Here is a 13,831-nt window from a genome sequence, read left to right on the forward strand (position 1 = left end):
GACGAGCAGATGAGATGGTTCCCGATCGCCCCGGTCCTGCTGTTGGGGCTGTCCGGCTGCAGCATCCTCGCCCCGCTGACCGATCGGCTCGATCAGGTCAATGGGCAACTCGCCCTGACCAACCAGCAGCTCGCCTCGGTGGACAGCGGCCTGGTGGGCGTCAACCAACGGCTCGGCGACGTGAAGACCCAGCTCGACGCATTGACCGCGGAGCTGGCCGCGACCAAGCAGGAGGTCGGGTCGATCACCGGGTCGATCGGCGGCATCGAGTCCCGGCTCACCCAGACCAACGAGGCCCTCGGCAGGGTCGACACCAAGCTGACCTCCGTGGCCGAGGACGTCTCGACCGTGACCGGCAGCCTCGGGCAGACCAACACGAAGCTCGACCTGACCAACGCCCAGCTCGGCACCACCAACGAGCGGCTCGGCACCGTCGACACCCGACTCGCGGACACCAACCAGACCCTCGGGAGCGTCGACACCCGGCTCTCGGTGACCAACGAGTCGCTGGACGGCCTGCGGGGCGTGATCGCCGGGATCAACGACCGGGTCCAGGACATCATCGAGACGCTCGGCCGGGTCCCGGGCCTCCGCCCCCGCCCCCAGTGATAGCCGGGGCCGGCATGGATTCCCCCCGGACGCCCGGGCCTCGACGCATCGAGGCGAGCGGACCGGTCGCCGGTCAGGCGATCAGGTACTTCTTGTCGACCGCGTACTGGAGGATCCGGGTCAGGAACTCGTAGTCGGTCTCGGGGAACTCGACCCCCATGCCGTCGAGGTCGGACCGGGTGTTGGTGGTGTCGAAGGTGAGCTTGCAGCGGAGATAGCCGAGATAGGGCTCGATGTAGCGCTGGATCCGGGAGACGAGGAACGAGTGCCGGGTCTGGTCGAATTCGTCGGGGTCGACCAGCTTGATCGGCGGCATCCTCGGGAACTCGGTGTCCTTGACCTTCAGGAGCGTGCCGATGGTGGGCGGCCGCTCGGCGACGAGGTGGTAGGTCTTCCCCACGGTGTCGGCCCGGGAGGAGAGGGCCCGGACGGCCTGGGTGACGAAGTCGATCGGCACGACGTTGAAGGTCTCGTCGGCCCGGGCGGGCAGCACGTCCAGGATGCCGTGGGCGTAGAGCTTGAAGAACGGGTAGACGACGTTGAACTCCGTCACCTCGCCGGATCGGGAGTCGCCGACGACGATGCTCGGCCGGAAGATGGTGACCGGCAGCCCCTCGGCCATCGCGCCCCGGACCCGGCGCTCGGCCTCGTGCTTGCTCGACTCGTAGTGGTTGGCGAAGGCCGGGTCGGGGTTCAGCTCGTCCTCCCGGGCGTGGTAGGTCCGGAGGCTGCCGGGGACGTAGGCCGTGCTGAAGTGGAAGAGGCGCTCCAGCCGGCCGCGTTCCAGCAGATCCCGGGCGAGCCGGAGGGCCTCGGTGGTGCCGCCGATGTTGATCCGCTCGCTCTCCTCCTTGCGGCCGTTGAGCTCGGTGAGGGCGGCGATGTGGAAGAACTCCGAGGCCTCGGCGCGCAGCAGATCCCGGTCCCCGGCCGAGAGGCCGAAGCCGGGCTTGGTGACGTCGCCGTCGATCGCCCGGATCCGGCCCCCGACCATGCCGTCGAGCCCCAGCGGGGCGAACAGCTTGCGGGCCCGGTCGGCCGCGGAATGCAGGCCCTTGTGGCGGATCAGCAGGTAGAGCGTCCGGTCCGTCGTCTCGAGCCATTCCTGGACGAGCCGCCGGCCGAGGGCGCCCGTCGCTCCCGTGACGAAGAGGGGCCGATCACTCATCGATTGACTCGAACATGGGGGGGACCTCGGTGGGCGGTCGTGGCGGGACGGGACGGCTCCGTCCCGGGAAGTCGGTGTGTCGGGGGGCGGCCGGGATCAAGCGGTCGGCTTGCGGAGGACGAACCGCCAGTAGACCCACTCCCCGGTGGCGAAGGCCTGGTGGGACTCCGTGCCGGCCATGCCCGCGAAGCAGCGGAACATCGGCCGGAAGATCATCGGCACCTCGCGGCGGATCAGTCTTCGCTTGCGGTCGTCGTCCAGCTCCAGGGCGCGGAGGACGTTCGGGGTGATCTCCTGGTCCTCGACGACCTCGAACCCGGCCTCCAGGAACTCGTCCCGGACCGAGTCGATCGTCTCGCGGTGCCTCATGTCGGCGAACAGCAGCGCCCCCCCCGGGCGGAGCACCCGGGCGGCCTCCCGGACGAACCGGCGCATGTGCGGGTAGCAGTGCGAGGACTCGACGTTCAGCACCACGTCGAACGAGGCGTCGGCGAAGGGCATCCGCTCGGCGTCCCCGACCGTGAAGGTGAGCCCGTCGGCCCGATAGGACCGCCGGCAGAAGGCGACGGCCCGGTCGGCGAAGTCCATCCCGGTCAACGACTTCGGGCGGAGATACTTGGCGACAAACGACGCCCCGCCGCCCCGGCCGCAGCCGACCTCCACCACGTCCTTGCCCCGCAGGTCGATCGCGCCGGCGACCCGGTGGTAGAGCTGGATGAAGTAGCGGTCCTTGGCGTCCTCGGGCTTCAGGTCGACGACCGGCTCGGCCGGATCCAGCGGCGCGTAGCCGTAATTCATGTACCGCAGGTGCACCCGCCGGTCCATGTAGCTGAGGAACTGGTACCAGCCCCGCGTCATCCGCTTGCGGAGCATTGAGCCCCGGCCGAGCGACTGCCGGAACGGGAGCATCCCGAACCATCGCAGCAACAAGGGGTAGAATCCGGCGTTGCCCCGAGAGTCTCCGGGGTGGGCGATGACCGCCGCGCCGGCCCCGATCCGATCACGCTCCCTGTATTGCATTGGTCCTCGTCGCCTTGGCGATCGCCGATTCCGACCCCGAGGGTCCCCTCCGCCGGGGTCCCGGGGCCCGGCCCGCTCGCCGATCCCCGGGGGACCGGCGGCACTCGGCCGATTCCGGCGAGGCTCGCAATTCCCGTTCCTGCATCCCGTTCCCTGGACGACTCGGGCATCCCGGGCGACCGGATCGCCCGGAAGGCGGAACTATCCTACAGAATTCCGAGGATTTCGACGAGGGCAGAGCGCCTCAAGTGCCCGATCGTCCCCAGGCCGACGGCGACACCGACGCCGCCAGCAGGCATCCCAGGCCCTCGATCGCCAGCAGGGGCCAGCTCAGCCCGACCAGGATCTCCAGCCGCACCGACGTGCCCCCCAGGTCCGGGGCGACCAGTTCCAGCAGCAGGCCCAGCCCCAGCAAACCCCCCAGCGCCGAGCCGACCAGGCAGAACCCGGCCAGCGAGGCCCAGCGGCCGATCGTCCCCAGGCCGAGGACCGCACAGGCCGTCGGCACCGCCAGGGCGACCGCGCCATAGAGCATCAGCACCGGCAGCGGGAGCGACAGGGCGGCCAGCGCGGCGGCCAGCAGCTCGGCCCCGAAGGCCTCGACCGCCCAGACCGGGTATCGCCCGGTATCCTCGGCCGGCACCTCGACGAAGGCCGACGCCAGCGGCACCACGACCACCGGCACCAGCAGCACGACGGCCGCCGGGACGACCCGACTGACCGCCGACAGCAGGAGCCGGGGCAGTTCTCGGGCCGTCGGGGCCGGCCGTCGGGCCGGGGCGTACGCCTGGGTTGCCTGCTCGGTGCTCATGGGGAACGTGCTCCGCGGGGGCGGTCGTCGAGGGCGTCGGGGTCGTCCTTGACCCCCACCATCCTGCCGAGCCCCGTCCCCGGTGCAAACCCCAAGCCGACGGGCCGGCTCAGCCGGCCTCGCCCCGAGGGCCGCCGGTCGCCCGGTACGCCATCACGAAGAGGACGCCGAGCGTCAGGTCGAACAGGGCGGCCGCCACGACCGGCGGCGCGACCCGGCCCAGGGCGAACAGGGCCAGCGTCGGCACGCCGAACGAGAGCTTCTCGATCACCCCGACGAGCATCAGCGGGCGGAACCGGGCCGGGTCGCTGCCGATCACCAGGAAGGCCACCTGCCAGGCGACGGCGACCCCCGTGAAGCCGTAGTAATACTCCGGGTGCGTGATCGGCGGGGGCAGGTCCCGGCCGATCCGGGCCTCCAGCCCGTAGAAGGGCAACAGCATCAGCAGGCCGATGCCCCCCGCGACGAGGAACACCCAGCGGGCGAATTTCATGGGGACTCCCCGGGAGGAAACCGGGCCCGGACGCGCGACGGCCCCGGGGGAGACGACCGACGCCCCCCCCGGGGCCGTACCGATCGGTCCGGCACCCGGAGGAAATCAGTAGTTGTTGATGCCGAGGAACGCGCCGATCTCCGGGCCGTACTTGACGATCACGCCGGCGAAGACGACGGCGACCATGCTCATCAGCTTGATGAGGATGTTCAGGCTCGGGCCCGAGGTGTCCTTGAACGGGTCGCCGACGGTGTCGCCGACGACGGCGGCCTTGTGCGCCTCGGAGCCCTTGCCGCCCATCGCGCCGGCCTCGATGTACTTCTTGGCGTTGTCCCAGGCGCCCCCGGAGTTGGCCATGAAGATGGCCACCGCGAAGCCCGAGGTCAGGGCGCCGGCCAGCAGGCCCATCAGCCCGCTCACGTCCAGCACCAGGCCGGTCACCAGCGGGGCCCCCACGGCCAGGAACGCCGGCACGATCATCTCCTTCTGGGCCCCCGCGGTGGCGATCGAGACGCACCGGGCGTAGTCGGCCTTGGCGTCGGGGTCGGTCAGCAGGTTCAGCTCCCGGAACTGGCGGCGGACCTCCTCGACCATCCGGCCGGCGGCCCGGCCGACGGCCTTCATGGTCAGCCCGCAGAAGACGAACACCATCAGGACGCCGAAGAAGACCCCGACCAGCAGCTTCGGGTTCATCAGGTTGACGTCGTAGTAGCCCATGAAGTCGGCCAGCGTCGCCTCCCGGACCCGCACCAGGTTGATGATCGGGGCGGCGGCCTCGATCTCCGGCCGGTAGTGCTCGACGATCTGGGCGTCGGTGGCCCGGATCAGGCCGCCCTCGGACTCGACGTAGGGGTTCCCCCGGCTGGCGGCGATGAAGGTCGGGGGGAAGCCGGTCTCCTCGTCGGGCTCGGCCGTGACCTGCACGAACTTGTTGAAGCCGAGCGGGTAGATGCCCCCTTCCTCCAGGCCCGCCGCCCGCTCCTCGACGAAGGTCTGCCCCTCGCGCTGGATGCCGATGCGGACCTCCTCCACGAAGGCCGCCAGCAGCGCCAGGGCCGTCAACGCCGCCGAGCCGATGGCGAACCCCTTGCCTGTGGCTGCGGTGGTGTTGCCCAGGGAGTCCAGCGCGTCGGTCCGCTGGCGGACCTCCGGCGGCTGGTGGGTCATCTCGGCGTTGCCGCCGGCGTTGTCGGCGATCGGTCCGTAGGCGTCGGTCGCCAGGGTCACCCCCAGGGTCGCCAGCATGCCCACGGCCGCGAAGCCGACCCCGTAGAGGCCCAGCGCCGCGTTCTCCGCCCCACCCGCCACGAAGTAGGCGACGATCGTGCCGACGCCCACGATCGAGATCGCCGCCCAGGTGCTCAGCATGCCCTGTGCCACGCCGGCGATGATCGTCGTCGCCGGGCCGGTCGCGCTCTGGTCGGCGATCCACTTCGTGGGCGAGAATTCGGCCGCCGTGTAGTACTCCGTGAAGTAGCCGATCAGGACGCCGACGATCAGGCCCACCGTGATCGCCAGGAAGACCCCGAACCAGACGCTGGCGGGGAGGACCAGCCAGCAGACGGCCAGGGCCGCCACCACGATGAAGGCGCTGGAGCCGTAGATGCCCCGCCGCAGGGCCCAGAGCAGGTTCATCTGGCTGGCACCCTCCTCGGTCTTCACCAGGTAGATGCCGGCGATCGACAGCAGGATGCCGATGCCGGCCAGGATCATCGGGGCCACGACCAGCCTCGACTGCGCCTCGGCCAGGTCCTCCCCGGTCGCCCCGGCCAGCCCCAGGGCCGCGGCGGCGCCGAGGGCGGCGGTGGCGAGGATCGAGCCGCAGTAGCTCTCGTACAGGTCGGCCCCCATGCCGGCCACGTCGCCGACGTTGTCGCCGACGTTGTCGGCGATGACGGCCGGGTTGCGGGGGTCGTCCTCGGGGATGCCGGCCTCGACCTTGCCCACGAGGTCGGCCCCCACGTCGGCGGCCTTGGTGAAGATGCCGCCGCCGACCCGGGCGAAGAGCGCCTGGGTCGAGGCGCCCATCCCGAAGGTGAGCATCACCACCGTGATCTGCTCCAGCGACATGCGGAAGCCGTCGATCGTCGCCGGCAGGATCCGGGCCAGCAGGTAGAACCAGAGGCTGATGTCCAGCAGGCCCAGGCCGACCACGACCAGGCCCATCACCGCGCCGGCCCGGAAGGCCACCTGGAGGCCCCGGTTGAGCGACTCCTTGGCCCCCTGCGTCGTCCGGTTCGAGGCGAGCGTGGCGGTGTTCATGCCGATGAACCCGCTCAGGCCGCTGAAGAACCCGCCCGTCAGGAAGGCGAACGGCACCAGCCCGTGCTGCTGCTTCAGCACGAACGACTGGATCGCCAGCAGGAGCACCAGGAACAGGAACGCCAGGGCCACCACCACGTACTGCCGCTTCAGGTAGGCGAACGCCCCCTCCCGGACGTACCCGGCGATCTCCCGCATCCGCTCGTCCCCGGGAGAGGCGGCGAGCAGCTGCCGGTAGAACATGTACGCGGCGGCCAGCGCGGCGATCGCCCCGATCGGGGCCAGCCACCACCAGAACGGGATGTAAATCATCGCTGTCGACGCTCCCTGGGCGGACCGTTCGCGGCGACAGGCCGGTCGACGGCCGCCCGAATTGACTCCCGGTCTGACGGTGCAAGGGGGTTTCGCCTCGCCCGACCCGACCCGACCCGCTTCGGTCCCCTCGATCGGACCGCTCGACCCCGCCCGGGAGGGTGATCGCTAGCAAAGTAACGCCTCGATCGGGCGCTGCCAACCACCCGCCGACCCGGCGTCCACCACTCCCCTCGATTTCTCCCCGGCCCGGCGAATTCGCCCGGTTCCCGGGGCCCGGCCCTCGTGTTAGGCTGGCCATCGCCGGGCCCGGGACCCGATCGCCGGCCGCCCCCCCCTCGGACGCCCCGCCGGCCCACCCCCAAGGCCCGTCGTCGAGGCCCGGACCGATGCACCCCTCCCCGATCTCGCCGGCGATCGCCCTCGTCGCTGCCCTCGTCCTCGCCCAGGCCCTCGTCCCGGCGGCCGACGGGCCCGCCTCGGCCCCCGATGCCGAGGCCCTCTCCCGGTTCGCCCTGGGGCACGAGGGGGATCCCGCCCTCGGCCGCTCCCTGTTCTTCGACGAGTCGCGGGCCGCCTGTTCCCGATGCCACAAGGCCGGGGGAGAGGGGGGCGAGGTCGGCCCCGACCTCTCCGACGTGGGGGCCAAGCTCGATCGGCCCTACCTGGTCGAGTCGGTCCTGGAGCCCTCCCGGCAGATCGTCGAGGGCTACCGCGCCTCCCTCGTCGCCACCGCCGACGGCCGGGTGCTCTCCGGCCTCGTCCGCGCCGGGGAGGACGGCTCGCTCGTGATCGTGGACTCGGAGGCCCGGGTGACGACCGTCCCGGCCGACCAGGTCGAGCAGCGTTCCGATTCCGACCTCTCCCAGATGCCCGACGACCTGGCCGCCTCCCTCTCCCCGGAGGAGTTCGCCGGCCTGATCTCCTACCTCGGCACCCTGCGGACCTCCGAGCAGCCGACCCCCGGCGGCGGCATCAAGGGGCCCGCCTCCTTGCCCCCCGGCTTCGTGAGGGAGACGTTCGCCGAGGGGCTCACCGGGGTCACCGCGCTGGCCGTCGCGCCGGACGGCCGCGTGTTCGTCTGCGAGCAGGTCGGCCGCCTCCGGGTCGTCAAGGACGGCGCGCTGCTGCCCGAGCCCTTCGCCACACTGGAGGTCGACGACCACTGGGAGCGGGGCCTGATCGGCGTGGCCGTCGACCCGGACTTCGACCGCAACGGCTTCGTCTACACCGTCTCGGTCGCCGCGTCCCCCTACCCGCACCACCAGGTCACCCGGTTCACCGCCGAGGGGGATCGGGCCGCCCCCGGCAGCGCCGTCGTCCTGTTCGAGGGGGACGACCAGCGGACGCTCGGCGGCAAGGTGCCCGCCGGGCACCAGGGCGGTGCGATCCACTTCGGCCCCGACGGAATGCTCTACGTCGCCCTCGGCGAGCAGACCGCCGAGTCCCCGGCCCAGCGGCTCGACTCGCTGCTCGGCAAGATCCTCCGCCTGGACCCCGACGGCTCCATCCCGGCCGACAACCCCTTCCTCGACCGGACCGAGGGGAAGTACCGGGCCATCTGGGCGATCGGCTGCCGCAACGTCTTCACCTTCGCCTTCCAACCCGAGACGGGCCTGATGCTGCTCAACGACGTGGGAGGCGAGGCCGAGGAGATCAACGTCGGCCGCCCCGGCGCCGACTACGGCTGGCCGGTCATCGAGCACGGGCCGACCGACCGCCCGGAGATCGCCGGGCCGATCCACTGGTACCCCACCGCCTCCATCTGCGGGGGGGCCTTCTGCCCGGCCTCCCCCGTCCCCGGCGGCTTCCCCGCGGAGTACCGGGGCAAGTATTTCTTCATGGATTTCGTCAAGGGCTGGATCCGGGCGCTCGACCCCGACGACCCGAGGCGCCCGGTCCCCGCCCGCACCTTCGCCCTCGGCCTGGCGAGGCCGGTGGATCTCGCCTTCTCGCCCGACGGCTCGCTCTACGTCCTGCTGCGGGATGCCTGGGTCCGGGACTCGAAATTCGAGCCCGGCACCGGCTCGCTGCACCGGATCCGGTACGTCGGTCCAAGCCCGCCTCCCCGGCCCGATGTCGGCCGCTGACCGATTCGCCCCGCCCCCCGACGCCCCCGAGATCGACACGATCGGCTCCCCGCCCCCCGGGATCGTGGCCCAAGTGCTCTGGCCTTCGGCCGCTCGCTCCGGGATCCTGGAGCTCGCATCTGACATCGCACACCGCCCCCGATCGCCCCGGAGCCTGCCATGCCCCTCGACCGACACGCCCGGGCCCTGCTCGACCTCCAGGCGATGACCGGCTTCAAGGGCTTCGACGCGATGCCCGTCGCCGAAGCCCGGGCGGCCACGGCCGCCCGGACGGCCGAGACGCCCCGGGCCGAGGTCGCCCGGGTCGAGGACCGCACCACCCCCGGCGGTGTCCCGATCCGCCTCTACTGGCCCGAGGCCGGGGGCCCTCCCCGGCCCCTGCTCGTCTTCTCGCACGGCGGCGGCTGGGTGGTCGGGAACGTCGAGACGGTCGACCACTCCTGCCGAACGCTGGCCAACGCCTCGGGCTGCGTGGTCGCCTCGGTCGACTACCGCCTCTCCCCCGAGCACACGTTCCCGGCCGCCGCGGACGACGCCTACGAGGCGTACCGCTGGCTCCGATCCGAGGCCGGGTCGATCGGCGTCGACCCGGGACGGGTCGCCGTCGGCGGCGACAGCGCCGGGGGGAACCTCGCCCTGGTCTCCTGCCTCAAGGCGAGGGAACTCGGCGAGCCGATGCCCGCCTTCCAGCTCCTGATCTACCCCGTGGTCGACGCCTCCTGCTCCTCCGCCTCCTACGCCGAGTGCGGCACCGGCTTCGGCCTGACCGCCGAGGCGATGAGGTACTACTGGCGGCAGTACCTCGCCCGCCCCGAGGACGGCGAGCACCCCCTCGCCTCCCCCCTCCGGGCCGACCTCGCCGGCCTGCCCCCGGCCTTCGTCCTCTCCGCCGAGTACGACCCGCTCCGGGACGAGGTGGAGGAGCTGGCCCGTCGCCTCCGGTCGGGCGGCGTGCCGACCACCCTCCGCCGCTTCGACGGCCAGATCCACGGCTTCTTCCACCTCGGCCACATCATCCCCGACGGCGCCCGGGCCCTCGACGAGGCCGCCGCCGCCCTGAGGACCGCCCTGGACGCCCCGCCGCTCGGCGGCACCGCCGCCGCCGCCAAGTAAGGCGGGACGCGGCGGTTGCGGGCCAATTTCCCGTGAAATCCGGCGCCGGGGTCGTTAGGATCGAGATCAGGCCATGTCCGGATCGCCCCGATCGTCGTGCCGAGGGGGGTCCGCCCGGGCCCGGGTTGGTCCGACCGCGACCCCCCTCCCGTCCCCATCGCGCCCGCCCCTCGATCCGACCGAAGCCGCCGGAGGATGTCCCCATGACGCGACGGGGAACGCTTGGATATTTCGGGGCGTCGATCGTCCTCGTGGCCGCCGGCCTCGGACACCCCGGCGAACGCCCGGGCGAGGCCGACCCCGGGCCCCCGGCGGGACGAGAGGTCCTCGAGCGGCTCGCCCGATTCTCGGAACTCCACTGCACTGCCTGCCACAACGCCGAGGACCGAATCGCGGGGCTGGCGCTCGACGAGCTTTGCCGGGAGGATCTGGCCCGCGACCCGGACGCCTGGGAGCGGGTCGTCAAGAAGCTCCGGGCCCGGCAGATGCCCCCGGCGGGCGAGGTCGGGCCCTCGGGGAAGACCTATGACGAGGTCGTCTCCCTGCTCTCCGAGGCCCTCGACCGCCTGGCCGCCGAGCATCCCGACCCGGGCCGCACCGGCACCTTCCGCCGGCTCAACCGGGCCGAGTACCGGAACGCGATCCGGGACCTGCTCGCGCTCGACGTCGACACGGGGGCGATGCTGCCGAAGGACGAGTCCGCCCTCGGCTTCGACAACGTGACCGTCGGCGACCTCTCCCCGACCTTGCTCGATCGCTACATCACCGCATCCCAGGAGATCAGCCGCCTCGCCCTGGGGAGGACGGGCCGCTCACCCGGCGGCGACACGATCCGGCTCCGGCCGGACCTGACCCAGGAGCGCCACGTCGAGGGCCTGCCGATCGGCACGAGGGGGGGCGCCCTGATCCCCTACACCTTCCCCGTCGACGGCGACTACGAGATCCGGCTCCGCCTGGCCCGGGACCGCAACGAGCACGTCGAGGGCCTCCGAGAACCCCACGAGGTGGAGATTCTCCTCGACCGGGATCGCCGGGCGTCCTTCACCGTCTCGCCCCCCGAGTCCGAGTCCGACCACGCCACGGCCGACGCCCACCTGGCGGCCCGGGTCCGGGTCTCGGCCGGGCCCCATCAGCTCGGCGTGACGTTCGTGAAGGACCCGTGGTCGCTGCCGGAGACCAAGCGGCAGCCGTACCAGGCCCACTACAACATGCACCGGCACCCCAGGCTCTCGCCGGCGCTCTATCAGGTCACCATCACCGGGCCGTACGACTCCGAGACGCCCGGCGACTCCCCCAGTCGCCGCCGGATCCTCTCGCGCGAGCCCGGGGGGCCGGACGACGAGGAGCCCTGCGCCCGGGCCATCCTCTCCTCGATCATGAGACGGGCCTACCGCCGTCCCGTCACCGCCGAGGACCTCGAGACGCCGATGGCCCTGTTCCGCCAGGCCCGGGCCGAGGGGGACTTCGAGTCGGGGATCGAGCTGGCATTGAGCGCCATCCTCGTCAGCCCGCACTTCCTCTTCCGGATCGAGACGGACCCGCCCGGCGTCGAGCCGGGGTCGGCCTACCGGGTGCCGGACGTCGCGCTCGCCTCCCGCCTCTCGTTCTTCCTCTGGAGCAGCATCCCCGACGACGAGCTGCTCGACCTGGCCGATCGCGGGGAGCTGCACCGGCCCGAGGTCATCCGGGCGCAGGTCCGCCGCATGCTGGCCGACCCGAAATCGTCGAGCCTCGTCGAGAACTTCGCCGGGCAGTGGCTCCACCTCCGCAACCTGGAGTCGATCACCCCCGACCTCCGCCTCTTCCCCGACTTCGACGACAACCTCCGCCAGGCCTTCCGGCGCGAGACGGAGCTGCTCTTCGAGGAGGTACTCCGCGAGGACCGCAGCGTGCTCGACCTGCTGGAGTCGGACCACACCTATCTGAACGAGCGGCTGGCCAGGCACTACGGCATCCCGCACGTCTACGGCAGCCGGTTCCGCCGCGTCGAGCTGGGCGAGGACGCCGAGCGGGGCGGGCTGCTCCGGCACGGCAGCGTCCTGACCGTCACCTCGTACGCGACCCGGACCTCGCCGGTGATCCGGGGCAAGTGGATCCTGGAGAACATCCTCGGCACGCCCCCTCCCCCCCCGCCGCCGGACGTGCCGACGCTGGAGGACAACACGGTCTCCGCCTCCCTCTCGGTCCGGGAACGCCTGGCCCAGCATCGGGCCGACGACGCCTGCATGAGCTGCCACCAGCTGATGGATCCCCCCGGATTCGCGCTGGAGAATTTCGACGCCGTCGGCCGATGGCGAGATCTGGAGGAGGGCCGTCCCGTCGACTCCGCCGGGGGACTTCCCGACGGCAGCGAGTTCGAGGGGGTCGACGGCCTCGAACGCGCACTGGTGAGGCGCCCTGAGCTATTCGTCGCCACGCTGACGGAAAAGCTGCTGACCTTCGCGCTGGGCCGGGGGGTCGAGCCCGCCGACGCCCCGGCCGTCCGCCGGGTCGTCCACGACGCCCGGGCGACCGATTACCGATTCTCGTCGTTGATCGAGGGGATCGCGACCAGCACGCCGTTCCTGATGAGGAGAGCCGAATGATCGTCTCGAAGAAGGCCCTGCCGCGTCGGACGTTCCTCCGCGGCCTGGGGACGGCGATGGCCCTGCCCCTGCTGGACGCGATGGTCCCCGCCATGTCGTCCCAGGCCGCCTCGGCCGCCGCCCCGGAGCGCCTCCGCCGCCTGGGATTCGTCTACATGCCGATGGGCTGCGACCTCTCCCGCTGGACCCCGCCCGGCTCGACGACGCTCGACACGCTCTCGCCGACCCTGGAACCGCTGGCCCCGGTCCGGGACCACGTCTCGGCGATCTCGAACCTGGAACTGAGGAACGCCTACCCCGGCACGCACGCCACCTCCAACGCCTCCTTCCTCAGCGCCGCCCGCGCCAAGCGGACCGAGAGCACCGACTACGAGCTGGCCACGACCGTCGACCAGGTCGCCGCCCGGCAGATCGGCCAGCAGACGCGGCTGCCGTCGCTGGAGCTGTCGATGGACCTGCTGGCGACCGTCGGCCAGTGCGACAACGGATACGCCTGCGTCTACCAGAACAGCCTCTCCTGGTCGTCCCCCACCACCCCGCTGCCGGCCGAGGCCCACCCCCGGATCGTCTTCGAACGCCTCTTCGGCGAGGGCGGCAGCGCCGAGGACCGCCGGGCCGCGCTGAAGAAGCGGGCCAGCCTGCTCGACTCCGTCACCGGGGAGATTACCCGGCTCCGGTCGACGCTCGGCCCCGAGGACCGCGCCCGGGTCGACCGCTACCTCGACAGCGTCCGGGAGGTCGAGCGTCGCATCCAGAAGGCCGAGATCGACTCGAAGGACGACACCCTGCCCGACCTCGACCGCCCCGACGGCGTCCCCGCCTCCTACGCCGAGCACGCCCGGCTGATGTTCGACCTCCAGGCCCTGGCACTCCAGGGGGACGTGACCCGGGTCATCACCTTCCAGCTCGCCCGGGAGACGAGCAACCGGACCTACCCCGAGATCGGCGTGCCCGACCCGCACCACCCGCTCACCCACCACGGCAACGACCCGGAGAAGATCGCCAAGGTGGCGAAGATCAATCAATTCCACGTGTCGTTGTTCGCCGAGTTCCTCGCCCGGCTCGCGGCCACGCCCGAGGGGGACGGCTCGCTGCTGGACCACAGCCTCTACCTCTACGGCAGCGGCATGGGCAACCCGAACGTGCACGATCACGCCAACCTGCCGATCCTCGTGGCCGGGGGCGCCGCCGGCAAGATGGGGGGCAACCGGCACATCCGGTACGCCGAGCCGACCCCGCTGGCCAACCTCCACCTGACCCTGCTGGACAAGGTCGGCGTCCGCCTCGACTCCTTCGCCGACAGCCGGGGCATGGTCGACGAGCTGTCCGAGCCGCTCTCGATTTAAGGCCCGACCGGGAGGCGATCAC

General features: G+C 71.8%; 10 protein-coding genes. 5 read left to right on the forward strand and 5 right to left on the reverse strand.

Annotated elements, in window-relative coordinates; all coding sequences use genetic code 11:
* Positions 1-9 precede the first annotated feature (9 nt).
* A complete protein-coding gene (locus ElP_RS16400) occupies positions 10-609 on the forward strand; it encodes a hypothetical protein (protein WP_145271081.1) in 600 nt (199 codons plus the stop codon).
* Positions 610-682: 73 nt separating this feature from the next.
* Here the strand turns inward: ElP_RS16400 and ElP_RS16405 are convergent, their stop codons facing one another.
* The 5 genes from ElP_RS16405 to ElP_RS16425 form a co-directional block, all read right to left on the reverse strand.
* Positions 683-1,777, reverse strand: a complete 1,095-nt coding sequence (locus tag ElP_RS16405) for an SDR family oxidoreductase (protein WP_145271083.1) — start codon at positions 1,775-1,777, stop codon at positions 683-685.
* 96 nt (positions 1,778-1,873) lie between these two features.
* Complete coding sequence (locus tag ElP_RS16410; RefSeq protein ID WP_197447039.1) at positions 1,874-2,797, reverse strand: class I SAM-dependent methyltransferase; 924 nt, start codon at positions 2,795-2,797, stop codon at positions 1,874-1,876.
* 244 nt (positions 2,798-3,041) lie between these two features.
* A complete protein-coding gene (locus ElP_RS16415) occupies positions 3,042-3,608 on the reverse strand; it encodes a hypothetical protein (protein WP_145271084.1) in 567 nt (188 codons plus the stop codon).
* A gap of 109 nt (positions 3,609-3,717) precedes the next feature.
* The gene (locus tag ElP_RS16420; RefSeq protein WP_145271086.1) at positions 3,718-4,101 is read right to left on the reverse strand and encodes a hypothetical protein; all 384 of its coding nucleotides are present in this window, start codon (positions 4,099-4,101) and stop codon (positions 3,718-3,720) included.
* Between the two features lie 105 nt (positions 4,102-4,206).
* Positions 4,207-6,675, reverse strand: a complete 2,469-nt coding sequence (locus tag ElP_RS16425) for a sodium-translocating pyrophosphatase (protein ID WP_145271087.1) — start codon at positions 6,673-6,675, stop codon at positions 4,207-4,209.
* Between the two features lie 389 nt (positions 6,676-7,064).
* Here ElP_RS16425 and ElP_RS16430 point away from each other — a divergent pair, with 389 nt between their 5' ends.
* The 4 genes from ElP_RS16430 (at position 7,065) to ElP_RS16445 (ending at position 13,809) form a co-directional block, all read left to right on the forward strand.
* Complete coding sequence (locus tag ElP_RS16430) at positions 7,065-8,765, forward strand: PQQ-dependent sugar dehydrogenase (protein WP_145271089.1); 1,701 nt, start codon at positions 7,065-7,067, stop codon at positions 8,763-8,765.
* A 159-nt stretch (positions 8,766-8,924) separates the two neighbouring features.
* Positions 8,925-9,878 carry an alpha/beta hydrolase gene (locus ElP_RS16435; RefSeq protein ID WP_145271090.1) on the forward strand — a complete coding sequence of 318 codons (954 nt, stop codon included), beginning with the start codon at positions 8,925-8,927 and terminating at the stop codon, positions 9,876-9,878.
* Positions 9,879-10,081: 203 nt separating this feature from the next.
* A complete protein-coding gene (locus ElP_RS16440; RefSeq protein WP_145271092.1) occupies positions 10,082-12,463 on the forward strand; it encodes a DUF1592 domain-containing protein in 2,382 nt (793 codons plus the stop codon).
* Positions 12,460-13,809 (forward strand): DUF1552 domain-containing protein, encoded by a 1,350-nt coding sequence (locus ElP_RS16445; protein WP_145271094.1) that lies wholly within the window; start codon positions 12,460-12,462, stop codon positions 13,807-13,809. The genes ElP_RS16440 and ElP_RS16445 overlap by 4 nt, the downstream gene beginning before the upstream one ends.
* Positions 13,810-13,831: the final 22 nt, after the last annotated feature.

It is taken from the genome of Tautonia plasticadhaerens, from assembly GCF_007752535.1.
Taxonomy (GTDB): domain Bacteria; phylum Planctomycetota; class Planctomycetia; order Isosphaerales; family Isosphaeraceae; genus Tautonia; species Tautonia plasticadhaerens.

Bases quoted from the DNA above. Each gene is read 5' to 3' on its own strand.
- ElP_RS16400 (WP_145271081.1), top strand. From the start codon at position 10: ATGAGATGGTTCCCGATCGCCCCGGTCCTGCTGTTGGGGCTGTCCGGC.
- ElP_RS16405 (WP_145271083.1), bottom strand. From the start codon at position 1,777: ATGAGTGATCGGCCCCTCTTCGTCACGGGAGCGACGGGCGCCCTCGGC.
- ElP_RS16410 (WP_197447039.1), bottom strand. From the start codon at position 2,797: ATGCAATACAGGGAGCGTGATCGGATCGGGGCCGGCGCGGCGGTCATC.
- ElP_RS16415 (WP_145271084.1), bottom strand. From the start codon at position 3,608: ATGAGCACCGAGCAGGCAACCCAGGCGTACGCCCCGGCCCGACGGCCG.
- ElP_RS16420 (WP_145271086.1), bottom strand. From the start codon at position 4,101: ATGAAATTCGCCCGCTGGGTGTTCCTCGTCGCGGGGGGCATCGGCCTG.
- ElP_RS16425 (WP_145271087.1), bottom strand. From the start codon at position 6,675: ATGATTTACATCCCGTTCTGGTGGTGGCTGGCCCCGATCGGGGCGATC.
- ElP_RS16430 (WP_145271089.1), top strand. From the start codon at position 7,065: ATGCACCCCTCCCCGATCTCGCCGGCGATCGCCCTCGTCGCTGCCCTC.
- ElP_RS16435 (WP_145271090.1), top strand. From the start codon at position 8,925: ATGCCCCTCGACCGACACGCCCGGGCCCTGCTCGACCTCCAGGCGATG.
- ElP_RS16440 (WP_145271092.1), top strand. From the start codon at position 10,082: ATGACGCGACGGGGAACGCTTGGATATTTCGGGGCGTCGATCGTCCTC.
- ElP_RS16445 (WP_145271094.1), top strand. From the start codon at position 12,460: ATGATCGTCTCGAAGAAGGCCCTGCCGCGTCGGACGTTCCTCCGCGGC.